21 protein-coding genes and 1 riboswitch are annotated in these 26,680 nt (G+C 65.7%); of the genes, 13 read left to right on the top strand and 8 right to left on the bottom strand.

Going from position 1 to position 26,680, the window contains the following annotated elements; all coding sequences use genetic code 11:
• Positions 1-408, bottom strand: a 408-nt coding sequence (locus J6525_RS30120; RefSeq protein ID WP_512699761.1) for a transposase family protein, incomplete at its 3' end; no start/stop codon positions are given.
• A 168-nt stretch (positions 409-576) separates the two neighbouring features.
• A complete protein-coding gene (locus J6525_RS30115) occupies positions 577-1,146 on the bottom strand; it encodes a GNAT family N-acetyltransferase (RefSeq protein WP_225647387.1) in 570 nt (189 codons plus the stop codon).
• A gap of 116 nt (positions 1,147-1,262) precedes the next feature.
• Between J6525_RS30115 and J6525_RS30110 the strand changes: the two genes are divergently transcribed.
• From J6525_RS30110 to J6525_RS30090, 5 genes are all read left to right on the top strand, one after another.
• Positions 1,263-2,177, top strand: coding sequence for a LysR substrate-binding domain-containing protein (locus J6525_RS30110; RefSeq protein WP_225647384.1), 915 nt, complete (start codon positions 1,263-1,265; stop codon positions 2,175-2,177).
• 912 nt (positions 2,178-3,089) lie between these two features.
• Positions 3,090-3,977 (top strand): helix-turn-helix domain-containing protein, encoded by an 888-nt coding sequence (locus J6525_RS30105; protein WP_225647383.1) that lies wholly within the window; start codon positions 3,090-3,092, stop codon positions 3,975-3,977.
• A gap of 336 nt (positions 3,978-4,313) precedes the next feature.
• Positions 4,314-8,471, top strand: a complete 4,158-nt coding sequence (locus tag J6525_RS30100; RefSeq protein ID WP_225647382.1) for a beta strand repeat-containing protein — start codon at positions 4,314-4,316, stop codon at positions 8,469-8,471.
• A gap of 38 nt (positions 8,472-8,509) precedes the next feature.
• Complete coding sequence (locus tag J6525_RS30095) at positions 8,510-9,043, top strand: invasion associated locus B family protein (RefSeq protein ID WP_225647381.1); 534 nt, start codon at positions 8,510-8,512, stop codon at positions 9,041-9,043.
• Positions 9,044-9,116: 73 nt separating this feature from the next.
• A complete protein-coding gene (locus tag J6525_RS30090; RefSeq protein ID WP_225647379.1) occupies positions 9,117-9,815 on the top strand; it encodes a hypothetical protein in 699 nt (232 codons plus the stop codon).
• Between the two features lie 76 nt (positions 9,816-9,891).
• Here the strand turns inward: J6525_RS30090 and J6525_RS30085 are convergent, their stop codons facing one another.
• On the bottom strand, positions 9,892-10,329 hold the full coding sequence (locus tag J6525_RS30085; RefSeq protein WP_092089468.1) for a hypothetical protein: 438 nt from the start codon (positions 10,327-10,329) through the stop codon (positions 9,892-9,894).
• A 554-nt stretch (positions 10,330-10,883) separates the two neighbouring features.
• Here J6525_RS30085 and J6525_RS30080 point away from each other — a divergent pair.
• The 7 genes from J6525_RS30080 (at position 10,884) to uca (ending at position 21,004) form a co-directional block, all read left to right on the top strand.
• Positions 10,884-12,677: a peptidoglycan-binding domain-containing protein gene (locus J6525_RS30080; RefSeq protein WP_225647377.1), complete on the top strand. Its 1,794-nt coding sequence runs from the start codon at positions 10,884-10,886 to the stop codon at positions 12,675-12,677.
• 346 nt (positions 12,678-13,023) lie between these two features.
• A riboswitch (guanidine-I (ykkC/yxkD leader) is annotated at positions 13,024-13,134 on the top strand.
• A gap of 78 nt (positions 13,135-13,212) precedes the next feature.
• The gene (locus tag J6525_RS30075; RefSeq protein ID WP_225647375.1) at positions 13,213-14,286 is read left to right on the top strand and encodes a putative urea ABC transporter substrate-binding protein; all 1,074 of its coding nucleotides are present in this window, start codon (positions 13,213-13,215) and stop codon (positions 14,284-14,286) included.
• A gap of 46 nt (positions 14,287-14,332) precedes the next feature.
• Positions 14,333-15,151, top strand: coding sequence for an ABC transporter permease (locus J6525_RS30070; protein ID WP_225647374.1), 819 nt, complete (start codon positions 14,333-14,335; stop codon positions 15,149-15,151).
• Positions 15,148-15,981, top strand: coding sequence for an ABC transporter ATP-binding protein (locus tag J6525_RS30065; RefSeq protein WP_225647372.1), 834 nt, complete (start codon positions 15,148-15,150; stop codon positions 15,979-15,981). The genes J6525_RS30070 and J6525_RS30065 overlap by 4 nt, the downstream gene beginning before the upstream one ends.
• Positions 15,978-16,823 carry an urea amidolyase associated protein UAAP1 gene (locus tag J6525_RS30060; RefSeq protein ID WP_225647370.1) on the top strand — a complete coding sequence of 282 codons (846 nt, stop codon included), beginning with the start codon at positions 15,978-15,980 and terminating at the stop codon, positions 16,821-16,823. Before J6525_RS30065 ends, J6525_RS30060 begins: the two co-directional genes overlap by 4 nt.
• The gene (locus J6525_RS30055; RefSeq protein WP_225647369.1) at positions 16,820-17,458 is read left to right on the top strand and encodes an urea amidolyase associated protein UAAP2; all 639 of its coding nucleotides are present in this window, start codon (positions 16,820-16,822) and stop codon (positions 17,456-17,458) included. The genes J6525_RS30060 and J6525_RS30055 overlap by 4 nt, the downstream gene beginning before the upstream one ends.
• 3 nt (positions 17,459-17,461) lie before the next feature.
• Positions 17,462-21,004 (top strand): urea carboxylase, encoded by a 3,543-nt coding sequence (gene uca / locus J6525_RS30050; protein ID WP_225647368.1) that lies wholly within the window; start codon positions 17,462-17,464, stop codon positions 21,002-21,004.
• Positions 21,005-21,020: 16 nt separating this feature from the next.
• On the opposite strand, the gene J6525_RS30045 is transcribed toward uca, so the two are convergent.
• Positions 21,021-21,311, bottom strand: a complete 291-nt coding sequence (locus tag J6525_RS30045) for a hypothetical protein (protein ID WP_225647367.1) — start codon at positions 21,309-21,311, stop codon at positions 21,021-21,023.
• 316 nt (positions 21,312-21,627) lie between these two features.
• On the opposite strand from J6525_RS30045, the gene J6525_RS30040 reads away from it, so the two are divergent.
• Complete coding sequence (locus tag J6525_RS30040; RefSeq protein WP_225647366.1) at positions 21,628-22,674, top strand: AraC family transcriptional regulator; 1,047 nt, start codon at positions 21,628-21,630, stop codon at positions 22,672-22,674.
• A 291-nt stretch (positions 22,675-22,965) separates the two neighbouring features.
• Here the strand turns inward: J6525_RS30040 and J6525_RS30035 are convergent, their stop codons facing one another.
• From J6525_RS30035 to J6525_RS30020, 4 genes are read right to left on the bottom strand one after another with little or no spacing between them, the layout of a single operon-like run.
• On the bottom strand, positions 22,966-23,661 hold the full coding sequence (locus J6525_RS30035; RefSeq protein ID WP_225647364.1) for an ABC transporter ATP-binding protein: 696 nt from the start codon (positions 23,659-23,661) through the stop codon (positions 22,966-22,968).
• Positions 23,661-24,410 carry an ABC transporter ATP-binding protein gene (locus J6525_RS30030; protein ID WP_028332917.1) on the bottom strand — a complete coding sequence of 250 codons (750 nt, stop codon included), beginning with the start codon at positions 24,408-24,410 and terminating at the stop codon, positions 23,661-23,663. The genes J6525_RS30035 and J6525_RS30030 overlap by 1 nt, the downstream gene beginning before the upstream one ends.
• Complete coding sequence (locus J6525_RS30025; RefSeq protein ID WP_225647363.1) at positions 24,407-25,699, bottom strand: branched-chain amino acid ABC transporter permease; 1,293 nt, start codon at positions 25,697-25,699, stop codon at positions 24,407-24,409. Before J6525_RS30025 ends, J6525_RS30030 begins: the two co-directional genes overlap by 4 nt.
• Positions 25,696-26,643, bottom strand: coding sequence for a branched-chain amino acid ABC transporter permease (locus tag J6525_RS30020; RefSeq protein WP_016847025.1), 948 nt, complete (start codon positions 26,641-26,643; stop codon positions 25,696-25,698). Before J6525_RS30020 ends, J6525_RS30025 begins: the two co-directional genes overlap by 4 nt.
• Positions 26,644-26,680 lie beyond the last annotated feature (37 nt).

Genomic DNA, 26,680 nt, shown 5'->3' with positions numbered 1-26,680 from the left:
GTCGATATGGATGAAGCCGATGCTGGCGGTCTCGAAGATGCCGGCCTTGGGTTTGTCAGGCTTGGCGAGCCGGCTGATGCCATTGCGCTGCAGGCAGCGGTGAATGGCGCTGCGGGACAGCTTGGCATTGATGCATCGCTGCATCACCTCGACGATGTCATCCAGCGGCAACTGCAGCGACGTCCGCAGCTCGCAAACCGCCCTTTCTTCGACAGCCGACAGGCTGGTCACCAGGTTCTTCGGCCGGTGCGAGCGATCTTCGACCGTCGTGCGGTCGCGCCAACGATAGATCGTGGTCCCGCTGACCCCCAGTTCCGTCGCCAATTCGGCAACCGACTTCCTGCTGCGCTGGATATAGGCGCGCGTCTTCGGCGTCGTCGTGGCGTTCGCGTGCAGGCTCAGTTCCATGACCCGAGGTGCTCCCTGACAAAGGCCACGCCTCGTTCTACACCGATTCCATCAAACCAATCAGCAGGGACCAAACACAAGCGCAGGGACGACACCGAGTGTGTGGCTCGACCGTTGAGTCATACGCCCGCATTCTCGTGACATCGTTTTGTCCGAGCTTGGCCGCCGCTATGGAGGGCGGTCGGACGGAAGCCGGTAGCGCCACGTTTCGCCGGCGAGAACACCGCGCTGTCGATGCACAACGGAGGGCCATTCGGAGCGAACCACGCTGAGGACCGCAGCATCGGCGGACGGATATTCATCGGCCGCGAAATATGCGCGAAGCCTGCCTTCGCAGCGGAAGCCGAGGTTGGCGTAGAGATCAAGCATATGCCTCAGGCGCCAGTCCAGATGCACCTCGGCCCGCTCGACGTCGAGTACCTCGAACGCATACCGCGTCATGAGATGTGCAACGTGACTGACGAGCACGGCCTCGTCCAGCCGTCCGATGCTCCAGATTGGAGCGAACGTAGCCCGCTTCTCGTGCCGGTCGATCGTGCCGAACCCGGACACGCCGAGCAGGTCTCCCGATCCCGCGGCCTCGATTGCGAACGCGGCCGCGGTGTCGACCTGGTCCCGTGCCGCCGCCAAGTGCGCGCTATTCGGCCGGTCAGATGTGCCGCGATCGAGCCGCCGCAGTACGCCTACCTCGTGAAGCTGCTGGGCGCGCGAAGACTCCGGGCCGGTGATCCTGGTCAACAGGATGCGGTCGGTGGCGAAGCTTGCATGGTTGCTCGACGGGTACATGCCGTATTGACGCACCCGATCCGCATGCCGTCAAATGACCGGAACGCCAGTTCATATGCAAATTGGTCATGCCGCTGAATCCAAGACATGTTGACCTGTTTCGAGAGGTCGTGCGCCATAACGGAATCACCAAGGCCGCCTTGAGCCTTCGGGTAGGGCAGCCTTTCATCAGCCGCGCGATCGCACGTCTCGAGCGCGAGATCGGCTTTGCGTTGTTCGAACGCGGGCGAGGCGGCGTCACGCTGACGCCGGAAGGCGAGATATTCCTGCGCGAGGTCGAGAGAAACCAGGCCGGCCTCGAATATCTGGCGCGCGCCGCGCGCGGCATTCGTGAGCGCGGCAGCGGGACGCTCAGGATCGCATGTCTTCCGGCGTTCACCTATTCGTTGATGCCGCAGATCGTCAGCAGCTTCCTGAAGAAGAATCCCGACATCGTCGTATCGGTGGCCGTCCACAGCCCCGAGCGCGTCTGGAGTCTGGTGGCCTCGGGACAATGCGACGTCGGGCTGGCGCGGCCGCAGGCCGGGTTTGCCGCGGTCGACGACGAGCTCCTCATGACAACGGAGGCGGTCTGCGTCCTGCCCCGCCAGCACCGGTTACGCTCGAAGCGGTCGATCGCAGCGCAAGATCTGCGGGGAGAGCCCATGATCGCAGCTTCCCCGAGCGCACCGCATCGATCCCGCTTTGAGCGCATCCTCGATGAGGCCAAGGTCGAGATCAAGACGGTCGCGGAGATCCAGTACAGCATGCAGCGTTGTGCCCTGGTTGCGCAGGGCCTGGGGTTCTCGATCGTCGACCCGATCGTGGCCCGGGATTTTGCAAGCTCCAAAATTGTACTCAAGCCGTTCGTGCCACGGCTGGAGATCGCCACCATGTTGCTGCTTCCTTCGCAGCGGCCGCGAAGTCGTCTCGCACTTCAATTCTGCGATCTGCTGCGCGCCGAAACCGCGCAGTACAGGAAGTCCGCACGCGTGCAGGCTTGAGCAACAACGGCAGGGTTTTCCCTCGCGTTGCGCTCGGCATGATCTCGCGGGACGGCGCGAGCCGCCTGCGACGCATCGCTTGCCCAGCGTGCTGTGCTCGCCGAAAAAATTCGACGGGCACTTGTGACTTTCGTCATCTCGACGCTCATATGTGAATGTCGCAGCGTGCGCACGCATGTACGCCTCGCGCGTGTTCGATTCGTACGGATGCATTCACGTCGCACGCGGTGGGTTGCCGCATGATTGGGCAAGAGCGCTCGCAATGCGATCATGCGTGGGATTCTCGATATGTCATCTACCGTGCTTAGGTCGCGCCTTTGCAGCGACATGCGTTTCGTCCAGGCGCGGAGATCGAGAAAATTTTCCGAAGACTCCGCGATGATGCGTTGCCCGATCGCATCGCATGAACGCAATTTTGGATTTCTGCACGACGCGCGTTGCCGCCCCTCTGGTTCTCGCGCAGATTGTTCTCTAGATCAGTCAAGCCGATCCGTGACGGAGCATCCGAGCCGGACACGGCAATGACGCGACAATGATGAACGCCATGTGCGAGCACCACTGCCAAAGGAACCTGCGTCAACCCTATCGGGAGCGGCCGGCGTAAGCCGTCGATGTCCGAATCCCGAAATGCCTCTTCCTTGTCTTCCCCGAAATTCGCCGGTCTGTGCGCGGCCGGCGACGCAACCTTGGGAATGCGCCTCCGTTGAGCCAACGTTCGTCGTTCGCGCCAACGGGGCACGAAAGTACATGCAAGAAGACGACAAGACGCCGGCACGCGCAGCGCAGCTCCTGGAACACGTTCCTTTGCCGCGCGAGCCGCGGAACATCAGGGATGTAACCCCCGCGCCGCCGCGGCTGTTCTCGACACGACATTATCCGCCCTCGGAGCAGTTCGAGGTCTGGAAAACGCGGATGGCTTCGCTGGTCGACGTTACGCCACCGGAAGGTCATAGCCCTGCGCACGGGTTCCTGGTGGAGTACCTGACCTGCAACATGGCCGATGTCGTCTTCACGTCGGGGCGATTCGCCGCGCAATCATTCGCCCGCGTCATCAGACCGTCGCATGGCGCGCCCGTCGATATCTGGTGGCTGTACCGGGTGCGCTCCGGCGAAGCCCGCTTCGAGACCGCAGAGCGGCGGATTCACGCCGGGCCGGGCGCCATGTTCCTGATCTCGCTCGATGAGGATTTCCGCGGCAGCATCACGGACTATGACGGCCTGGTGCTGGGCTTGCCGCGCCAGTCGTTCGCCGGTGTGGCCGATCAGCTCGACGCTGTCTGCAATATTCTACTCGAAGGCAACCTGATCGAATTGTTGGCCGATTATCTCGACCGACTCGAAACGCGCATCACCCTGATGTCCGCGGAGGAGTTGAGGCAGGCGGGGCGGGCGACCGCGCAGATGATCGCCGCGTGCATCCAGCTCTCCTCGGATCGGCTGGAGCAGGCACGCGGCGCGATCGAGTCGGTGCTGTTCGAGCGGGCGCGTCTTTATATAGAGTCGCATCTCGCCGACTTCGACCTGACGCCGGACCGCATCGCGCAGCAATTGCGAATCTCTCGTTCTGCCCTCTACCGTGCATTCGAGAGCGTCGGGGGCGTTGCCGGCTACATCCTGCGCAAGCGGCTGCGCGCGGCACATGCAGAACTCGTCTCGTCCGCCGACAGGCAGGTGCAGGAGATCGCCTATCGCCACGGCTTCAAGCTGGCGTCGGATTTCACCCGCGCCTTCCGCCGCGAATTCGGCGTCAGCCCGCGCGAGATGCGCGAACGCATGCGCCGTCGATCAACTACCGGTTGAGATCCGTGCAAACAACTCATGGTGCATCGAGCAAATCCTTCAACTTGTGAGACGATCTGCGTGTTATTTGGACGGCCTGCTGAGTGACGTTGTCAAATATGTGTCTATCATTTTTGTTTATGACGACTCGGGGCAAATTGGTGGGGCAGTCGAGCGAGCGCTGGGTGGCAAGATGCGCTCGTTGAGTTCGACACATCATCGGCCAGGACCGGAAGGCGAGCGCACGTCGCGCGGTCTTCACAGCTCCACATGCGCTCCCAAGGGACGCGCATGTCGGTACAGTCCGCGGCATGGCTCGCCCGACGTCTTTTCAAGATGTCACAAAGGGGACGCACCATGGCCATCGCACGCAATTCAACCGAATCGCTGACGCGTCAGGGCCGCGCCGGCTTCGTCCGGAGCTGGGTCGCAACGGGCGATGCGGGCAGCCGTTCGCTGCGGCGGCGGTTGCTGGCGGTGTTGCGGTTGGCGCACCGGGTTTTGGGTGTGAAGCGCGATCGGCTGGGACTTGGTGCGCTCGGCGGCGGCGGGCGGGCGTCGGCCGTTGCCGTGACGCTTGGTGCATTTGCTGTCGTCGTGGTAACCGCCTCGGCCGCGAGCGCCGGAAGCGTACAGCTTGGTGGTGGAACTGCGACCGGCACCGATTCCGTGGCGATCGACACCAATTCGTCGGCCAGCGGCCTGCGCGCCATCGCGATCGGGAGTGGAGCAAACGCAGCCGGGCTGGATGCAGTTGCTCAGGGCACCGGCACCAGCGCCGGCGCCCAGAACGCCATCGCGATCGGTTTTCAGTCGATCGCTTCACAGCTAAACTCTCTCTATCTCGGGTCGCGTACGGCCGCGGGAACCGGCGCGCTCGCTACGAGCGCCATCGGCATCGGCACGGATGTGACAGCATCCCAGGTCGACGCCATTGCGGTTGGACGTTCATCCGTTGCGTCTGCACAGTACTCGGTGGCGCTTGGCCTGAACGCGAAGGCAACAGGCACTGGCGGTGCAATGGCGCTGGGCCAGGGCACGGTCTCGAGCGGCGTCAATTCGGTCGCGCTCGGTGTTCAAGCCAATGCCACCGGCGCCGGCACGAGCGCCCTGGGCACATTCGCCAGCGCCACCGGGGGCAATGCCACCGCGGTCGGCGTCAGCTCCTTGGCGAGCGCCAACTATTCGTGGGCCGGAGGCTGGGCATCCGTTGCCTCCGCGGACAGCGCGACTGCTCTTGGCAAGCAGGCGACCGCGTCGGGGATCAACTCATTCGCCGGAGGCAGCTCCAGCAACGCAGCCGCAGATTTTGCCGTGGCTGTGGGCAATCAGGCGCAGGCTCTGAGTACCGGGGGCTCGGTTGCGATCGGATCGGGCGCGGTCGTCAACAGTGCAGCGACGGGCGGCATCGCGATCGGCAACAATGCGGCATCCGCCGGCATCAGTTCGATCGCGAACGGCGTTGGGGCCAGCGCGGCGGGAGCGTACTCAACTTCGGTTGGTGCCGGCTCTAGCGCCAGCGGCGCCCGTGCGTTTGCCGGTGGCCGTTCGGCTGTAGCTACAGGCGATGATTCCGTCGCCATTGGCGTGACGGCCAACGCGACAGCGCCAAGCGCGACCGCACTCGGAGCGGGCGCATCGGCTCTCGCCCTAAATGCAGTCGCCGTCGGCACCGCCGCTACTGCGGACTCAGCCAACGCGGTCGCCATCGGCACCAGCGCGACCGCAACCGGCGGCCAGGCGGTTTCCATCGGTGCGAACAACGTCGCCTATGGCGATGGCGCCGTGGCGATCGGCGATCCCAGCTATGCCAGCGGCACCGGCGCCTTCACCGGCGGCGCGAACAACATCGCCAACAGTGACGGTACGGCGAGCGCCACCGCCGCCAACCAGGCCAACGGCGCCGTCGCGATCGGCAACAACAACAAGGCGATCGGGCAGGGCTCCGTGGCGCTCGGCAATGGCTCCACCGCGGGCGCCGCCGGTCTTGCGGGCAATATCGCATTGGGCAACGGCGCCACGGCGGCGGCAAGCTCCGGCGATGTCGCGCTCGGCTCCGGCAGCGTCACCGCTGCCGCTGTCAACACGCCGAACACGGTGATCAACGGCACCACCTACAGCTTCGCGGGTACCACGGCGACCTCGACCGTCAGCGTCGGCGCGCTCGGCGCCGAGCGCACCATCACCAATGTCGCGGCGGGCCGCATCAGCAACTCTTCGACCGACGCGATCAACGGCTCGCAGCTCTGGGCCACCAACCAGGCGGTCGATGGCCTCGCCACCACCGTCAACAACATCAACACCGGCGGCGGCATCAAGTATTTCCACGCCAACTCGATGCTGGCCGATTCCTCCGCCGCGGGGACGAATTCGGTTGCGATCGGCCCGGTGTCGACCGCGACCGGCACCGGCTCGGTGTCGATCGGCAACGGCGCCAACGCCGCAAATGCCAACGATATCGCGCTCGGCTCGGGCAGCCAGACCAGCACGGCGGTTCAAACCGCCAGCATTGTCATCGGCGGCAACACCTACAGCTTCGCCGGCACCACCCCGACCTCGACGGTCAGCGTCGGCTCGGTCGGCAACGAGCGCACCATCACCAATGTCGCGGCGGGGCGGGTCAGCAACGGTTCGACCGATGCGATCAACGGCTCGCAGCTGTTCGCCGCCACCTCGGCGATCGACAGCCTTTCGACCGTCGTCAGCAACGGCCTGACGCATTATTATAGCGTCAACGACGGCGGCACCCAGCTTGCGAACTACACCAACAACGGTGCGACCGGCGCGAATTCGATGGCCGCCGGCATCGCCGCGTCGGCAACCGCAGCGAATGCCACCGCGCTCGGCTTCAACACCCAGGCCTCGGTCGCGGATGGCGTTGCGCTCGGCTCGGGTTCGATCTCCAACCGCGCGCTCGCGCCGGCGTCCGGCACGATCGGCGGCACCATCATTCCCTACAACACCACCGATCTTGCGCTGCTCGGCGCGGTGTCGGTCGGCAACGCGACGAGCTACCGGCAGATCACCAATGTGGCCGACGGCACCCAGGACAGCGACGCCGTCACCGTGCGCCAGCTGACCGGCGCACTGACGTCGTTCGCGACCACGACGACGAAATACTTCCACGCCAACTCGACGCTCGCCGACTCGCTCGCGGTCGGCAACAATTCGGTCGCGGTGGGCCCTGCGACCGTGGTCAATGGCGACAACGGCATCGGCATGGGCTTTGGCGCAACCGTGGCGCAGACCGCGCCCGGCGGCATCGCGATCGGCCAGAATTCGGTGTCCAACTTCGCCGATTCGATCGCGTTCGGCACCAATGCCCAGGCGAGCGGTGTCCAGTCGGTGTCGATCGGCGCTGGATCGCAGACCACCAACCCGACCAGCGTCGCGCTCGGTCCGAACGCCAAGGCGACCGCGCAGGCCGGCGACGTCGCGCTCGGTGCCAATTCGACCACACAGACGGTGGTCGCGACATCGAACACCTCGATCGGCGGCACCACCTACAACTTCGCCGGCACGACGCCGACCTCGACCGTCAGTGTCGGCAGCGCCGGTGCGGAGCGCACCATCACCAACGTGGCCGCGGGCCAGATCACCCAGACCTCGACCGACGCGATCAACGGCTCGCAGCTCTGGGCCACCAACACCTCGCTTGCCGCTCTCTACACCACGGTGAGCAACATCTCGACCGGCGGTGGCGGCGTGAAATATTTCCACGCCAATTCGACCGCGGCGGATTCCATCGCGACCGGCACGGAGAGCGTTGCGATCGGACCGCAGTCGGTCGCGAGCGGCGCCAATGCGATCTCGATGGGCAACGGCTCGGCCGCGTCGGCCGACAACTCGGTCGCGATCGGCGCCGGCGCCAAGGCGACAGCGGCCAACTCGCTGGCGCTCGGCGCCAACGCCACCACCACGGCCAATCTGAGCGACGCGGCCTATACGCCTGTGGTCGGCAAGAGTGTCGCAGGGGTTGCGACCGGCGAAGTGTCGGTCGGCTCATCCGGCGCCGAACGCCGCGTCACCAACGTTGCCGCGGGCTCGGTGGCGACCGATGCGGTCAATGTCAGCCAGCTCCAGGCGGTTGCGTCGAGCTCGATCCGCTACGACTCCGACGGTTCCGGCAACACCACCAACAAGCTGACGCTGAACAGCGGCAACGGCGCGCCAGTGACCATCAGCAACGTGGCGCCCGGCGTCCTCGGCACCGATGCGGTCAACGTCAATCAGCTCAACAGCGCGTTCCAGCAGCTCAACGGCCAGATCGGCGAGGTGCGGCAGGACGCCTGGCGGGCGGCCGCGATCGGCATGGCCGCCGCATCGCTGCGCTATGACGACCGGCCCGGCAAGGTGAGCGCCTCGGCGGGCGGCGGCGTCTGGCGCAGCCAGGGCGCGCTCGCCTTCGGCATCGGCTACACCAGCGAGAACGGTAAGCTGCGCACCAACGCGGCGGCAACCACCGCCGGCGGCGACTGGGGCGTCAGCGCCGGCGTGAGCCTGACGCTCAATTGACCCTGACGTCGACGAGGCGGCTGGCGTGTCTGGCTTTGATGATCTGGCTCGGGGCGGCGGCGAGCGCCGCCGCGCAGGGCGCGCCGCCTGCCGCCTACGCTGTGAAGCCGTCCGACGTCGTGGTGCCGGAGGGCGAGACGCTCGGCGAGTTCAGACGGATGATCCAGCCGTTCAAGAACTGGACCCTGATTTGCGACGAGAGTCTCAAATCGAAGCGCCGCGTCTGCAACGTCACGCAATCGATCGTCAACGCGCAGGGCGCGATCGCCTTCAACTGGTCGCTGATCGCGACCGCCGACGGCAAACCGCTGATGGCGATGCGGATACCCGCGGCCGCCGGCGTTGGTGCGCAGATCGAGCTCGCGATGGGCGACAGTCCGGACCGCATCGTCGCGCAGACCGATCGCTGCGATGCCAGTTTCTGCTTCGCCACGGTCGCGATCGGCAACGTGCTGAGGCGGCACATCCGCGCGGCGACGCCGTGCCGCGTGTCCTATCAGCTGCCGCAAGGGCCGATCGTGCTGGAGGCGCCGCTGGACGGACTGTCCGGTGTGCTGGCGAAGCTGAAATGAGACAACAGGCTGCATGCGGATCCGGAAGCCGGAGCGACGCATCGAAGTGCGGGACGAGAGGATGAATACGCCGATGCGACTGAAGACCCCCATCCTGATTTTCACGGCGGTCGTCGAGGCGGCGCTCAGTGCGGCCGGCGTCGTGGGCTATGCCCAGCAGATGCAGCCGGCCCAGTCGCAGCCGATGCCGCTGCAGCCAGCGACGCCCGCGCCGGCCAAAAAGCCCGCCGGCGCCGCGAAGCCGCAGCCGCACAAGCAGCGTCCGCAGGAAACGCCGACGCCGCCTGCCGCGGCCTCCGTTCCGCCGCAGCAGGCGGGCCAGCAACCGACCGTGTTCGACGAGCACGCGCGGCAGGGCAACATCGTGACCTGCGCCAATCTGTTCGGGACGCTCGGTCGCGGCCTCGCGATGAACTCCAACTACACCGCGCAGTCGCAGTGGGACGCCAAGGCCGGCAATTCGCATTCGGTGCAGTCGCTGGTCGCGCTCGCACCTAACCAGGCCAGCCAAGCCACCCCCGCCGCCAATCAGCAGGCCGCCGGCATCGTGTTTGCCGCCCCGGTCGGATCGTCCTGCGAAGGCAATCTGGTGCGGGTGACGCCGCGGATGGAGAATTGCTCGACGGTTGCCGCCGAGCTCGCCAAGCTCAACGGACAGACCGGCACGCTCGGTGATCTCGCGACGATGGCGCTGCCGAACGGCGCGCAGGTGGTGCTGATTCCGTTAGGCAACGCCTGCGTCGCGGTGACCGCGCTGCGGGTCGCCGGGTAACGGCGCCGCTCAACCCGGTCGACCCTCGCCGGCGCCGGTCAGCCCGGCTGGCCGCGCCGTGTCGGTCTCGGCGATCTCACCAATGACGCCAGCGATGATGCCAGCGCGGATAGCCGCCGCGATAATAGGCGTATGCCGGCCGCACCACGTGGCGATAGCGATAGCCGTAATAGGCCGGCCGGTATCCGCTATAATATGTCGTGGTGTAGCCGCCGCCCCAACGATACGGCGCAGCGTAATAGCCGTCATCATAGGCATAGCCGCCGTACCCGTAATAGGCGGGCGAATAGCCATAACCGTAGCCGTAGCCGGGGTAGCCGTAACCATAGGCATAGCCGGGATAGCCGTAGGCCGACGAGGCGAGGCCGCCGACGACTGCGCCGGCAATCAATCCGCCTGCGAGCGCGCCACCCCAACCTCCGTGTCCCCACCGTGCTTCGGCGGGCGCCGGGGCCGCGATGGCGCTCACCCCAAGCGTACCGACGGTTGCAAGAACAAGCCCTGTTTTCCGCATGTGATCCTCCTCGATGATGATGCCCAGCCGGTCAACGGAGGAGAGTGGCATTGGTTGCGAATGGCCGCGCGCCTGCAAGGGATCCGGGCCCGGTGGCGAGGTGGGCGCAGTGGCGCTCCCGTTGACGGCGAAGCAAATGTTCAAAGCCGAACGGAACCTGTTTCGATCCACCGCCAGTCGCAGCGGACGATGATCCGCGTGAGCTCGCTGAGCATCGTCATGACGACGAACGCACACTTCGATTGAAAACGGGAAAACGTGGCCATCGGTTCCTGAAGCGTGACCAAACGTCAGGCCGCTGGCTCAAGATGAACTCAAGATGAACTCAAGATGAACGTGTGGTGTTCCCTTGGCGCGAAATGTCGCGTCGCGGCGGTGTCTAGGAACAGTGCGGGCGGCGCCGCTGTTTTCTCAGAGTTCACCGGTGAGGCGCGCGCACCGTTGCGTCGCGACGCTCGCCGGCTTTGTTGGAACGCGGCCGCAGTGCGGAGCGTGCCGGCCATTGGCGCCGGCTTCGCAATCCGGCAGCCGCAAAACTGCAGGAGGAATCGGTAATGCAGAGCAAGATGATGAAGAGCAAGTTTCTGCTGACGACGGCCGTGCTGTTGGCCGGCGTCAGCCTCGCATCGGCGCAGGGCATGCGCGAGGGCGGCGGCGGTGGCGGCATGGGCGGCGGCGGAAGCGTCGGCGCGGGCGGAGGCAGTGGAGGTGAACATGGCCGACCCGCAGGCCCGTCGGGCGGCAGTTCCGGCGGCGCAATGCATGGCAATCCCGGGGCATCGCGAAGCGAAGGCATGACGGTCGGTCGCGGCCAGGGTGGCGCACGAGAAAGCCAGGGCGGCGCACGAGAGAGCGGCAGGGCTGAAGGACAGATGGGCCGCAGTGCCGCCGAGCGCAGCCAGACCACCGGCCAGGCCCGCGAGAGCGGCCGCGCCGAGCAGGGTCAGCGCAGCCAGGGCAAGCAGGACCAGAGCAAGCAAGAGCAGACCGTCGGCCAGGGCCGAAACCAGCGCGAGCAGATGGGGCGATCTGAATCCCGCGAACGCGGCAGCGCCACGACGCGGCAAAGCCAGCAGGAGAATCGCGCCAACACCGCGAACCGCGACAAGGGCACCACGACCGGTCAAGGCACGGCTCAGGACAAGGCTCAGGGTAAGGCGGGCACGACGACCGGCCAGAGCACGACCACGGGCCAGGCGAAGGGCGCGAACACGACCACTGGCCAAAGCACAACGGCAGCCCCGAATACACGAGCCGGCCAGACCACGGGCGCGGCCGCTCCGCAGTCCGGTACGACGCAAAACCGGATGAACTCCGGACAGACCACCGGTCAGGCTCAGGGACAAGCCGGGACAACCGCTCAGACCCAGGCCCAGTCGAATGCCACGATCCAGACCGAGGCCGGGCGCACCGTGACCGCGCAGCAGCAGAGCACGATCCAGCGCTCGGTGCTGTCGGCGCGTAACGCACCGCGCGTCAATGTCAGTACGATCAACTTCGCGGTCAATCCGGGCGTGGTGGTGCCGCGGAGGTTAAACGCGGTGTCGGTTGCCGCCTTCCCGGCGCTGATCGATGCGTTCCCGTATTATCGCGACGACAGCTTCTTCGTCGTCGAGGATGAGGTCGTGTTCCTCGATCGCGAGCGCCGCGTCGTCGACGTCGTCCCGGTCGGACCGCGGACGCGCTTCAGCCATCGCGGCGGTGGCGGTGGTGGCGGTAGCGTTGCGATGATGGACCTGAACCCGCAGCAGATCCGCGAGGTGCAGCAGGTGCTGATCGACCGCGGCCTGCTGGTCGGCGAGGCTGACGGCGTATTGGGATCGCGGACCCGCGAGGCGCTGATCACCTTCCAGCGTCAGGAAGGCATCACGACCAGCGGCAGCGTCGACACGCGCACGGTGACCGCACTCGGCCTGTCCGACAGAATCGGTCAGGGCGCGGGCGCATCGTCGACGGTCGGCCAGAGCCGCACCCAGCAGAACACGACTGGACAGACGACCGGCCAGACCAACGCGCCGCAGAACCAGTCGACCGGCCAGACCGACACTCAGCAGCCTGCCCAGCAGAACACGACCGGGCAGACCACGGGTCAGGCGAATGCGCCGCAGAACCAGTCGACAACCGGCCAGAGCGGAAATCAGCCGTCCGCTCTGCAGCAGGCCCCGCAGCAGAATACGACGGGCCAGGCGGCACCGCAGAACCAGTCGACCGTCGGTCAGGGCAGCGGCAACCAGCCAAATGCCGGCCGGGACACGCAGTCCAGCCAGCCCAACCAGAACAACAATCCGCCGTCGTCAGGCTCAGGCCAGAGCCCGCAGACGCCGGCGCAAAACTCCGATCGGAAATAGGATCCGAAATAGGATCCTTGGACAGGAGCCCCGCTGCAGAGCGGGGCTCTTTTTTTGCGATCTTGCGGTCAGCCTTTCACGTCGGACTTCGGCACCAGGCCGAACCGGCCGTGCAATCCGCGCCAGAGGCCGGCGCACAGAACGCTCAGAAGCTTGCGCATCGAACTCCCCTCGACATCAGTCATCGTGCGATCCTGCTGATGCCGGTGGCGAAAGGACAGAACCAATTCTGAGCAGGTCTGCGCAATCTTTAAGCAAGACACTGTCGTGGCCGCGCCGCGCGCGCGGAAAAATCTCATGAGATTCAATTGCCGGCCCGCTGGCACGCCTCGTGCATCAATGGCATCGAGTTGGCCGCTAGGGTTCCGACCTTGCAACGCAAGGTGCTGGTCCGAGAGCAGCCGCTTGCGGGGGAGACATCCCCGCAGGTGCACGGCGGGATAAAAGCCCGGGAGACCTCGTCAGCCAAGGGATTGGCGGAGCGATGGTCTTTTCGCCAGTCCCTTTTTGTGAAATTTCGCAAGAGGGATCGGCAATGAACAAATTCGTTTTCTTCCTTCGCTCTGTTGTCATCGGCTGCGCGGTCGTGCTGGCGGCTGCGCCTGCGGCCGACGCCGCGCCGAAGAAAAGCTTCAAGGTCGCCTGGTCGATCTATGTCGGATGGATGCCGTGGGGCTATGCGGCCGACACCGGCATCGTCAAGAAATGGGCCGACAAATACGGCATCGCGATCGAGGTCAAGCAGTTCAACGACTACGTCGAATCGATCAACCAGTACACCGCCGGCGGCTATGACGCCGTCACCATCACCAACATGGACGCACTCTCGATTCCGGCAGCCGGCGGCGTCGACACCACCGCGGTCGTGATGGGCGATTTCTCCAACGGCAACGATGCGGTGATCCTGAAGAACAAGACCGATCTCGCCGCGATCAAGGGTCAGACGGTCAATCTGGTCGAGTTCTCGGTGTCGCATTATCTGCTGGCGCGCGCGCTCGAGACCAGCAAGCTGAGCGAGAAGGACGTCAAGGTCATCAACACCTCCGACGCCGATATCGCGGCCGCCTACAAGACGCCTGACGTCAGCGCGGTGGTGACCTGGAATCCGATCGTAACCGAAATCCTCGGCTCGCCCGACGCGAAGAAGGTGTTCGATTCTTCGCAGATCCCCGGCGAGATCATGGACCTGATGGTAGTGAACACCGCAGTCGCCAAGGACAATCCGGATTTCGCCAAGGCGCTGGTCGGCATCTGGTACGAGACGCTGTCCAAGATGACGGCGAACGATGCCGCGGCGAAGGCCGCCAAGGAAGCGATGGCCAAGGCCTCCGGCACCGACCTCGCCGGCTTCGACAGCCAGCTCTCGACGACAAAACTGTTCGACAAGGCAACCGACGCCGAAGCCTTCACGCGCAGCCAGACCGTCGGCGTGACCATGGATCGGGTGCGCAAGTTCCTGTTCGAGAAGGACCTGCTCGGCAAGGGTGCGAAGTCGGCCGACGCCGTCGGCATCGAGCTCGCCGACAAATCGGTGCTGGGCGACAAGTCGAACGTCAAGCTGCGCTTCGACCCGACCTACATGGACGAGGCCGCCAAGGGCAAGCTCTGACGCCAAGCTCTGACGCGCAGCGCGTCGCCCCAAGCAGGAGCTGACCATGCGACTTGTGAACATACGGCCGGGACGGCAGACGCGATTCTATCTGCTCGCGCTGCCGTTCGTATTGGTCGCAATCGCCTACTTCGCCGGCTCCAGCGCGCGGCTCGCGCAGAACCCGAACGACAAGCTGCTGCCGGCGCTGCCGAGCATGGTGCAGGCCGTCAAGCAGATGGCGTTCGAGGTCGACCCGCGCACCGGCGGTTATCTGATGGCCTCCGACACCGTCGCCAGCCTGGGGCGGCTGGGCTCGGCGCTGGCGATCTCGACGGCGGCTGCGCTGGTGCTCGGGATCGTGATCGGGCTGTTGCCGGGCGCCAACGCCCTGCTCGGGCCGTTCGTGTCAGTGACGTCGATGGTGCCGCCGCTGGCGCTGTTGCCGATCCTGTTCATCGTGATGGGGCTCGGGGAGAATTCCAAGATTGCGCTGATCGTGATCGGGACGCTGCCTTGCATGATCCGCGATCTCGCCATGAAGGTGCAGGAGCTGCCGCGCGAGCAGATCGTCAAGGCGCAGACGCTCGGCGCCTCGACCTGGCAGATCGCGCTGCGCGTCGCGATGCCGCAAACCCTGCCGCGGCTGATCGACGTGTTGCGCCTGCAGCTCGGGCCGGCGTGGCTGTTCCTGATCGCAGCCGAGGCGATCGCATCCGATTCCGGGCTCGGCTACCGGATCTTCCTGGTGCGCCGCTATCTCGCGATGGACGTCATCATCCCCTACGTCGCCTGGATCACGCTGCTGGCGTTCCTGATCGACGTCGGCCTGCGCGTCATGCAGCGAAGGTTGTTTCCGTGGTTTGCTTCGGTGAGGGCGGAATGAGCGCGATCCGCTTCGACGACGTCTGGAAGGAATATGGCGACCACATCGTGCTCGAGCGCATCACGATGGAGGTCGAGCCGCGCGCCTTCATTGCGCTGGTCGGCCCGTCCGGCTGCGGCAAGACCACGCTGCTGCGCATGCTGCTCGGCGAGGAGCAGCCGACCCGCGGCCAGATCCTGGTCGACGGCAAGCCGTTGCCTGGCGAGCCGGACGCCGACCGTGGCGTGGTGTTCCAGCGCTACTCGGTGTTTCCGCATCTGACGGTTTTGCAGAACGTCATGCTCGGGCGCGAACTGTGCGACGCCAAATTCACCGGCCGGCTGTTCGGCACCGCGCGCCGCGCTGCCACCGACGAAGCGATGAAGCTGCTTGCCGAGGTCGGGCTCGCCGGCCAGGAGAGCAAATATCCGTCCGCTTTGTCGGGCGGCATGCAGCAGCGGCTCGCGCTGGCGCAGGCGATCATGCGCGGCCCGAAGATCCTGCTGCTCGACGAGCCGTTCGGTGCGCTCGATCCCGGCATCCGTTCCGACATTCACCTCCTGATGAAGCGGCTCTGGAACGAGACCCATCTGACGGTCGTGATGGTGACGCATGACCTCAGCGAAGCCTTCGGACTCGCGACGCGCGTGATCGCGCTGGAGCGGCAGCGCAACCGGCCGGAGGAGCGCGAGCGCTACGGCGCCACCGTGTCGCGCGACCTCGAGATCTTTCCGCGCCGCAGCGCAGAGCTGCGGTCGTCAGTTCAACCAGCTCCGACCGGGACGACCCGGTCAGGCAAGGAGCATCAGCCGGGACGGCCCGGCGCTCTCGTCTTGAAGGAGCAACCATGACCCTCACAGAGGAACAAAAGGCCGAGATCGCGGCGCATACCCGGCGGTATAACGAGCTGAAGGCGGCGGGGCAGGAGCACGCGCCGCGGGCGCTGCCGGCGCCGACCGCGCGCGACGCCGCGCCGATCGATGCCGACACGGTCATTCACCGCGAGACGATCCCATCCGGCTGGTACTGGACCACGCGGCTGAATCGCGGCGACACGCTGCGCATCGTCAACACGTCGGGGACGTCGACCGTCAGCCTGCTCGCTTGGAACAGTGCCGACACCACCGAACGGCTCAACCACGCCGACACCATCAAGGTGCAGTGGGCGGCGCGGCTGCAGAAGGGGCGGGTGCTGCTGTCCGACATGGGGCGCGCGCTGCTCGGGATCACCGAGGACAGCAGCGCCGCGCATGATGCCGTGGTCGGCGGCTCGACCGCGGCGACCAACCTGGCCAAATACGGCGAAGGCAATTTCCGCAACACACGTGACAATTTCATTCTCGCCGCGGCCAAGCTTGGCCTTGATCGCCGCGACGTCCATCCCTGCGTCAGCTTCTTCGCACCGGTCGCGATCGACGCCGACGGCAAGTTTGTCTGGTCGGAGCAGCGGCGGCAGCAGGGTGATTTCGTCGATCTGCGCGCGGAGATGGAGCTTCTGATCGCGCTGTCGAACTGCCCGCATCCGCTCGATCCCGCCAGAACCTATCCGCAGGCGAGCGTCGAGATCGTGCGCTATCGCGCGGTCGCGCCGACGGCCGACGATCTGTGCCGGACCGCCACCGCGGAAGCGGTCCGCGCCTATCAGAACAATGCGCTGTATCTCGGCGAGACGAGCGAAGGAGCCGTGCGATGACCACGCAACCCGCTCAAACCCACGGCCGCATCGTTCTCGATATCGAAATTCCCGCGCGCAAGCCGTGGTCGGCGATCATCCGCAAGGGGCAGACACTGCGGATCACCGATAGCCACGGCCAACAGGCGGTCGATACGCTGTTCTATTGCGCCGGTGATTTCGGTGAGCGCTACAGCGGCCAGGATACGCTGCGCGCGCAGGGCTCGGCCTATGTCGGGCTCGGCACCAGGATCATGTCCAACGAAGGCCGCGTGATGCTGCGCGTGACGGCAGACAGTTGCGGCCTGCACGACACCTCGGCGGGCGCCTGCTCCTGCGAGAGCAACACCGTGCGGTTCGGGCACCAGACTCGCTACCAGCACGCCTGCCGCGAGAATTTCGTGATCGAAGCCGCGAAATACGGCATGTCGAAGCGCGACATCGTGCCGAACCTCAACTTCTTCATGAATGTGCCGATCGATCCGGCCGGCAACTTCACCGTGGTCGACGGTGTCTCCAAGCCGGGCGACGCCATCGAGCTGGTGGCCGAGATGGACGTGCTGTGCCTGATCTCGAACTGCCCGCAGATCAACAATCCCTGCAACGGCTTCTTTCCGACGCCGGTACAGGTGACGATCTTCGAGCCGGAGGCGTGAGGCATGTTCAGCAAGGTCCTGATTGCCAACCGCGGCGAGATCGCCGGGCGGATCGGCAGAACATTGCGCCGCATGGGCATCTCTTCGGTCGCGGTCTATTCCGACGCGGACCGCTTCACCCGGCCGGTGCTCGACGCAGACGAGGCGGTGCGGATCGGTCCTGCGCCCGCCGCGGAGAGCTATCTCAACGTCGATGCGATCATGGCGGCGTGCCTTGCGACCGGTGCGCAGGCGGTGCATCCCGGCTACGGCTTCCTGTCGGAGAACCGCCGCTTTGCCGAGCGGCTCGCCGAGCACGGCATCAAGTTCATCGGGCCGCGGCCTGAGCACCTCGACGCCTTCGGTCTCAAGCACAAGGCACGCGAGATCGCCGAGCGCAGCGGCGTGCCGCTGCTGCCGGGCTCCGGCCTGCTGGAGACCATCGACGAGGCGGTGCAGCAGGCGGGCGCAATCGGCTTTCCGGTGATGCTGAAGAGCACGGCGGGCGGCGGCGGCATCGGCATGCAGCTGTGCCACGACATGGCGACGCTGCGCGAACGCTTCGAATCGGTGCAGCGCACGGCGCGGGCAAGCTTCGGCGACGCCCGGGTCTATCTCGAGCGGTTCGTTGCGCGAGCGCGGCATATCGAGGTGCAGATCTTCGGCAACGGCAAGGGTGACGTGGTGGCGCTCGGTGAGCGCGATTGCTCGCTGCAGCGGCGCAACCAGAAGGTCTTTGAGGAGACGCCCGCGCCGGGGCTGTCCGCCGACATCCGCCGGCGGCTGCACGCGGCCGCGGTGTCGCTCGGCAAGGCCGTGGCTTATGAATCTGCCGGCACCGTGGAGTTCATCTACGACGTCGAGCGCGACGATTTCCATTTCCTCGAGGTGAACACCCGTTTGCAGGTCGAGCATCCCGTCACCGAGCAGGTCACCGGCGTCGACCTCGTCGAATGGATGATCCGGCAGGCGGCCGGCGAGGATGTGCTCGGCCAGGCGGGCGCGCTTGCACCAAAGGGCGCGGCGATCGAGGTGCGGCTCTATGCCGAGAACCCGGGCGCCGGCTTCCGCCCGAGCGCGGGCCGGCTGACGCAGGTCAGCTTTTCGCCGGAGGCGCGGATCGACGGCTGGATCGAGACCGGCACCGAGGTGTCGCCGTTCTACGATCCGATGCTGGCCAAGATCATCGTTTCAGCCGATACGCGCGAGGCCGCGATCGCCCTGCTTTCGAAAGCGCTGGACGATACGGTCGTCGCCGGCATCGAGACCAATCTCGACTATTTGCGCGCGATTGCGGCGTCCGACGTGTTCCGCAGCGGGCAGGTGGCGACGAGTGTGCTTGGCGAATTCGGCTATCGCCCCGGCACCATCGACGTTGTCGCGCCGGGCGCCCAGAGCGGGGTGCAGGAATTGCCCGGCCGGCTGCATCTCTGGCATGTCGGCGTGCCGCCGAGCGGCCCGATGGACGAACGGTCGTTTCGCCTCGCCAATCGCATGGTCGGCAATCCGGAAGTAACGACCGCGCTGGAGCTGACGGTCAACGGGCCGACCTTGCGCTTTAACACCGACGCGATCGTCGCGCTTTCGGGCGCGCTGATGAAGGCATCGCTCGACGGCGCCGATGTCGCGTATGACGAGCCGCTCGCGGTACGCGCCGGCCAGACGCTCGCGATCGGCAGCATCAAGGGCCCTGGGCAGCGCACCTACCTCGCCGTGCGCGGCGGCATCGACGTGCCCGAAATTCTCGGATCGCGTGCCGTGTTTGCGCTCGGCGCCTTCGGCGGCCATGCGACGGGTTCGCTGAAGGCCGGCGACGTCTTGCATATCGGTGCCGAGCCTTCGGGCCTAGCGGCGCCGCGGCGCGCCACGGAGGACGAGCGGCCGCAACTCACGTCGGCGTGGCAGATCGGCGTGGTCTATGGCCCGCACGGCGCGCCGGATTTCTTCCTCGACGAGGATATCGAGACGCTGTTCGCGGCGAGCTACGAGGTGCATTTCAACAGCGCCCGCACCGGCGTGCGGCTGATCGGGCCGAAGCCGCGCTGGGCGCGCGCCGACGGCGGCGAGGCCGGGCTGCATCCGTCGAACATTCATGACAACGCCTATGCGGTCGGCTCGATCGACTTCACCGGCGACATGCCGATCATTCTCGGGCCCGACGGACCGAGCCTCGGCGGCTTCGTCTGTCCGGCCGTGGTCGCGCGCGACGAGTTCTGGAAGGTCGGCCAGCTCCGGCCCGGCGACACGGTCCGCTTCGTGCCGGTTAAACGCGACGATCCGGTTGCCGGCCCCACGGTGCTGCGCGCGCCCGAGCTCGGATCGGCGATCATCGGTCGGAATGACGACGGCCCGATTCCGGTGGTCTACCGCCGCGCCGGCGACGACAATCTCCTGGTCGAATATGGCCCGATGGAGCTCGACATCGCGCTGCGGCTGCGCGTGCATGTGCTGGCGCAGGCGCTGGAAGAGGCGAAGCTCAGTGGCCTGATCGATCTGACGCCCGGCATCCGCTCGCTGCAGATCCATTATGACGGCACTGCGTTGTCGCGAACGAAGCTGCTCGACGTGCTCAGGCGGATCGAGCGCGAATTGCCGCCGGTCGACGCGATGCGGGTGCCGAGCCGCACCGTGCATCTGCCGCTGTCGTGGCGCGATCCGCAGGCCGAGCTTGCGATGCGCAAATATCAGGAGCTGGTGCGCGCGGACGCGCCATGGTGTCCGTCGAATGTCGAGTTCATCCGGCGCATCAATGGCCTTGCCGGCGAGGACGACGTTCGCCGCATCGTGTTCGACGCGGATTATTTCGTGCTCGGCCTCGGCGACGTCTATCTCGGCGCGCCGGTGGCGACGCCGCTCGACCCGCGGCATCGGCTGGTGACCACGAAGTACAACCCGGCGCGGACCTGGACGCCGGAAAACGCGGTCGGCATCGGCGGCGCCTATATGTGCATCTACGGCATGGAAGGGCCGGGCGGCTACCAGCTGTTCGGCCGCACCATCCAGGTCTGGAACACCTGGCGCACCACGCGGGTGTTCGAGCCGGGCCATCCCTGGCTGCTGCGGTTCTTCGACAAGATCCGCTTCTTCCCGGTCGACGCCGATGAACTGCTCGACGCCCGCGCCGCGTTCCCGCACGGGCAGTATGACATCAGGATCGAAGAGGGCGAGTTCTCCTACGCCGACTACGCCAGGACACTGGCCGACGCGAAGCCATCAATCGCCACGTTCAAGGCAACGCAGCAGGCCGCGTTCGACGCCGAGCGCCAGCGCTGGCGCGAGATGAAGCTCGACGAGGCGCCGGCTGAAACGATCGATGCGGCAGCCGCCGCGACGGGGATTCCCGACGGTCAGATTGGCGCGTTCTCCGAAGTGCCCGGCAACATCTGGAAGGTGCTGGTCGAGGAAGGCGCCAAGGTCGCGGCCGGCGACGTGCTGGCCATCATCGAGTCGATGAAGATGGAGATCTCCGTGCACGCACCCGCGGCGGGCCGCATCGCCTCGGTGCCGGTGAAGCCCGGCCAGACGCTGCGCGCGGGCGACGTGGTGGCGTTGCTCCGGCCGGGCTAGCGCGGCTACAGCCGCGCTAGTCCTTGGGATCGGCCGGTGGGACGAGCGGAGCGGGCGTCTCGACCTCTTTCTCCACCCGCTGCCGGCCTTGATGATCAATTGACGCGTTTTGCCTTAACACCCGATCGATCTTCATCCTTACGCGGCGTGCCGCCAGCAATCCCAGGACCGCCTGAACCGTTCCCGAATAGTTGCGATCGCCGATGGAGAACGAGTAGCGCCAGGTGCCGGCGGCCTCGCCTTCAATGATCGTGTAATGAATTGAACGATGAATGCCGCTATGCTGGGCGGGTGTTTGTCCAACCACGACCTAGCTCATATGGCTGTTCGCTTCGGCGCCAATCGCCTGCCCCAGCGAATTTGCATGCTTGACCAAGCCCATGACGAGTTCGCCCCTGCGCGGGCCCATTGGAAGCTGACTGCCGTCGTTTCAAGGCAGAAATGGAGTGGCCGCGGAGCAATCGGCTAGACGATTTGCGCCCGTTGCGTCTTGTGATCCTGGGTCGTTAAATTGCGAGATGGTGTCAGACCGGATGCCTCGAACCCATGAGCTCGTTTGACATAGGTCAAAATACGATCCCGGAAGCTCCCGACGTTGAGCCACGAACACAGTTCGGTGCCGAATGAAAGCCGCCACACGCGTTGCTAGCGCCTTGCCGTCGATACCGAGCTCTGCCGGGGGAATCGCGCGTCTCGCATGTGCCCGGCTGCGCGATGCGCAGGTTGATCCGGTCCCGATCGTGTCAGCTGCAGGCCTGGCAATCGACGACGTCGAGGACCGCAAGCGCCGCATCGATGCACGAGCGCAGGTCAGGCTGCTCGAACTCGCCGCAAGGGAATTGCAGGACGACTGCTTCGGACTCCATCTGGCTCAAGGCTTCGAGCTGGGCGAGATCGGGCTTCTGTACTACGTCATGGCTTCATCGGAGCATCTCGTTGACGCCTTGCAAATCGGCGGACGCTACTGCGCGATCAACAACGAGGGTGTGCGGTTGCGAAGCTCTCTGGATCGCGGCTTCGTCATCGGGTTCGAATATGTCAACATCGATCGGTCGTCGGATCGTCACCATGCGGAATTCTGGCTGGTTGCGCTGATCCGTATTTGCCGCGCACTGACTGACGGCAGGCTGGTCCCAAAGCAAATCAAGTTGAAGCACTCCAGACGAGAAACGCCGTCGGATGTGCGATCTCTTCTTGGATGCGAGATCGAATTTGCAGCGGACAGCGACGAGCTTTTGTTTCCGTCCCGGATCGGCGCATTGCCTGTCGTGGGGGCCGATTTGCATCTCAACAGGATGTTGCTTCAATATGCCGACGAAGCGCTTCGTAACCGGGCACCGAGACGAAGCAGCGTGCAGTCACGCGTCGAAGGACACATCGCCCAGTTGCTGCCGCACGGCAAAGCCAATGCCGAGGCGGTCGCGCGTCGTCTTGGCATGAGCCGGAGAACTCTCGCTCGCGCATTGTCGTCGGAGGGGGTGGACTTCTCAGACGTTCTCAAGGCGTTTCGAATTGCCCTTGCCCGCCATTACCTCGAAGATGAGGAGCTGCCGATTTCCAAGATCGCATGGCTATTGGGCTACAGCGAGGTCTCTTCCTTCACACATGCGTTCGTCCGCTGGACCGGCCTCACGCCGAGGGCCTATCGCAGCTCGAATGGCGATCGGTGATAGGCTGACACCAGCTCTCAACTAGCTGGCACAGACTAGCAAGACCTGGCGGAGTGTACTCCGCTAGGGCAGTCCGATGCAGTCGAACCTCTTGTCCCAGCTCGCGTGTCGCTGTCGCCGCGCTTCGGCCGTGGTTTTCGGCCCCATGACCGGGGACGACTGGCTATTCCTGGCTTCGATAATTTGTTTCCACAGTCTCTTGGTCGCGCTGGTCTGGGTCGTGTTCGCGAACTGACTGATGGCGCTGCTAAGCGGACTTTCGATTGCGTCGTCTATTCGCCGACCGCCGCCTCACACCTCGAGCCATTCCTCGCGAACGGCGGCATTGCTCTTGAGCTGGTCGGGGGTGCCTTCGAACACCACGCGGCCGTGGCCCATGATGTAGACCCGGTTGGAGATCTTCATCGCGATCGACAGCTTCTGCTCGACAAGGAGAATCGCGACGCCGGCCTTGGCGATCCGCGCGATCAGCTCGCCGACCTGCTGCACGATCAGCGGAGCGAGACCTTCGGTCGGCTCGTCGATCATCATCAATTCGGGGTCGCCGAGCAGCGTGCGGCAGGTGGTCAGCATCTGCTTCTCGCCGCCCGACAGCACGCCCGCCGGCGTGTCGGCGCGCGCGGCGAGGTTCGGGAACATGTCGAGCATCTCCTGCAGCCGCCACCTGCCGGGGCGGCGCGGGTCCTTGATGCCGAGGATCAGGTTCTGGCGAACCGTCAGGCTCGGGAAGATGTCGCGATGCTCGGGCACATAGCCGAGCCCGAGGCGCGCGATCTTGTGGCTCGGAAGACCTGCGATATCCTGGCCCTTGAAGCGGATGGTGCCCTGCGGCGGCACCTCGCCCATGATCGCCTTGACGGTCGTCGAGCGGCCGACGCCGTTGCGCCCGAGCAGGCTGACGACCTCGCCGGCCGCGATGTCGAGATCGACGCCCTGCAGGATGTGGCTCTTGCCGTAATAGGCGTGAAGATTCCTGACCTCGAGCATCAGTCGACCTCCTCGCCGAGATAGGCTTCCTTGACCTTCGGATTGCCGCGGATCTCCTCCGGAGTGCCGGAGGCGATGATGTGGCCGTAGACCAAGACCGAGATGCGGTCGGCGAGGCCGAACACCACGCTCATGTCGTGCTCGACGATCACGAGCGTGCGCCCCTCGGTGAGGCGGCGGATCAGCGCGACGGCGCGCTCGGTCTCGGCGTGGCTCATGCCCGCGGTCGGTTCGTCCAGCATGATGACGCTGGCGCCGCCCGCGATCGTGATGCCGATCTCGAGCTCGCGCTGCTCGGCATAGGTCAAAAGGCCCGCCGGCACGTCGCGGCGGTGGCTGAGATGGATGTCGTCGAGGATCTGCGCGGTGCGCTGCTTCACCTCGGGCAGATTGTCGACGTTCTTCCAGAACGCGTAGCGGTGGCCGGTCGCCCACAGCACGGCGCAGCGGACGTTCTCCCACACCGTCATGCGGGCGAACACGTTGGTGACCTGGAACGAGCGCGACAGCCCGCGCCGGTTGATCTCGAACGGCCGCAAGCCCGAGGTCACCTCGCCGTTGAGGCGGATCTCGCCCGAGGTCGGCTTGATGTGGCCGCTGATCAGGTTGAACGTCGTCGACTTGCCGGCGCCGTTCGGGCCGATGATGGCGTGACGCTCGCCCTTGGCGACGCTCAGGTTGAGATCGCGGATGATCGCGACATTGCCGAAGCTCTTCTCGACGGCGTTGACTTGGATGGCAGCGGTCATGCGAGATACCCCCGGTCACGGGCCACCGTCGCGGCGCGGTCCCAGGCTTCCGCAACACGCCGCCAGGTGATGCGCGCGACCAGGAAGCCGCCGACGAGCAGGACCGCCGCGGCCGCCCAGGTCGTCGGCGCCGTGGCGACGAACGGGATGCCGAGCAGCTTGATCACATCGCCGCCCGAGAACCGCGCAACGGTTTCGATGGTCAGGATGATGCCGAGCGCCAGCGCGAGCGTCGGGATCGCCGCGACCAGATAGGACGGGATCACGGTGCCGAGGGTCCCGGCGCGGATCAGCGGGCGGTGCTTCATCAGGATGCCGGCGATGCCGCCGGGTGCGAACATCACGATGCCGATGAAGATGATGCCGAAATAAAGCTGCCAGACCGAGGTGACGCTGGTCAGCCCGAGCTGCAGATAGGTCACCAGGATGGCGCCGAGGATCGGACCGAAGAAATAGGCGGTGCCGCCGATGAACGCGGAGAACAGCACGAGGCCCGATTGCGTCGCGCCGAGATAGGCCGAGTTGGCGATCTCGAAATTGATCGCCGCCAGCCCTCCGGCAATGCCGGCGAAGAAGCCGGCGAACATGTAGGCGAGATAGCGCACCACATGCGGATCGTAGCCGATGAACTCGACGCGCTCCGGATTGTCGCGCACCGCGTTGCAGATCCGCCCGAGCGGCGTGCGGGTCAGCGCATACATCGCGATCGCCGACACCATCACCCAGAACGCGATCAGGTAATAGACCTGGATCTGCGGCCCGAAGGTCCAGCCGAACATCGGCATCAGCGAGGTGCGGTCGGTGGTGATGCCGGATTCGCCGCCGAACACGCTGCGCAGGATCAGCGACGACGAGGCGACCAGTTCGCCGATGCCGAGCGAGATCATCGCGAACACGGTGCCGGCGCGCTTGGTCATCACCCAGCCGACGAGGAGGGCGAACGCCATGCCGCCGATGCCGCCGACCAGCGGGATCACCGGCAGCGGGATCGGCCAGTTGTGGCTCGCGACCGCATTCATGACATGTACGGCGAGGAAGCCGCCGAGGCCGTACTGCACCGCGTGGCCGAACGACAGCAGCCCGGTCTGGCCGAGCAGGATGTTGTAGGACAGCGCGAAGATGATCGCGATGCCGATCAGGCTGAAGGAGGTCAGCGAGCCGCCGGTGCCGAACACCAGCGGCAGCACGACCAGCGCGACCGCGGCGAGCAGCCAGACACCATAGAAGCTCAAGGCGCTGCCGGGCTCCTGCTTGGCCGCAGCGATGGAGGGCGTGGAAGCGTTGCTCATGACTCGCGCGTCCCCAATAGGCCCATGGGGCGGAAGATCAGGACCAGCACCAGCAGCACATAAGGCAGGATCGGCGCGATCTGCGCGATCGTGACGTTCCAGATGTCGGTGAGCGGCGAGGGACCGAGGCTCGGATCGAGCGGGCCGAACACGCTGGCGAGCGACCCGTTGAGCGCGACCGCAAAGGTCTGGATCAAGCCGATCAGGAGCGATGCGATGAAGGCGCCGGGCAGCGAGCCGAGGCCGCCGAACACGATGACGACGAACAGGATCGGGCCGAGCAGCGCGGCCATGTCGGACTGCGTCACCAGCGAAGGGCCGGCGATGACGCCGGCAAGGCCGGCGAGCGCGCTGCCGACGCCGAACACCAGCATGAACACGCGTCCGACATTGTGGCCGAGATGGCCGACCATGCTCGGATGGGTCAGCGCGGCCTGCACGATCAGGCCGACCCGCGTCTTCTTCAAGGTGACCAGCAGCGCGATAAAGATCACGACCGAGATCACCAGCATGAAGATCTTGTAGGCGGGGTAATTGGTGGAGAACACGGTGAAGGCGGGGAAGTCGAGCGCCGCCGGGACGCGGTAGTCGACCGGGCTCTTGCCCCAGATCATCGAGACGATCTCTTCGATCGCGAACGCAAGCCCGAAGGTCAGCAGCAGTTCGGCGACGTGGCCGTGCTTGTGGGTGTTGCGCAGACCGTAGCGCTCGACCGCCATGCCGACCGCGCCGACCAGCAGCGGCGCCAGCACCAGGGCCGGCCAGAATCCGATCCAGCGGGTGAGCTGAAAGCCGAAGAACGCGCCGAGCATGTAGAAGCTGGCATGCGCGAAGTTCAGCACGCCCATCATGCTGAAGATGACGGTGAGCCCGCTGGACAACAGGAACAGCAGCATGCCGAACAGGACGCCGTTGAGCGTCGAGATGACGATCAGCTCAGCCACGGCGCACTCGCTTGAGACTGGAACGGTTCACGTGATC

Source organism: Bradyrhizobium australafricanum, assembly GCF_020329495.1.
Taxonomy (GTDB): Bacteria; Pseudomonadota; Alphaproteobacteria; order Rhizobiales; family Xanthobacteraceae; genus Bradyrhizobium; species Bradyrhizobium australafricanum.
This window is presented reverse-complemented; position numbering and strand designations above follow the sequence as displayed.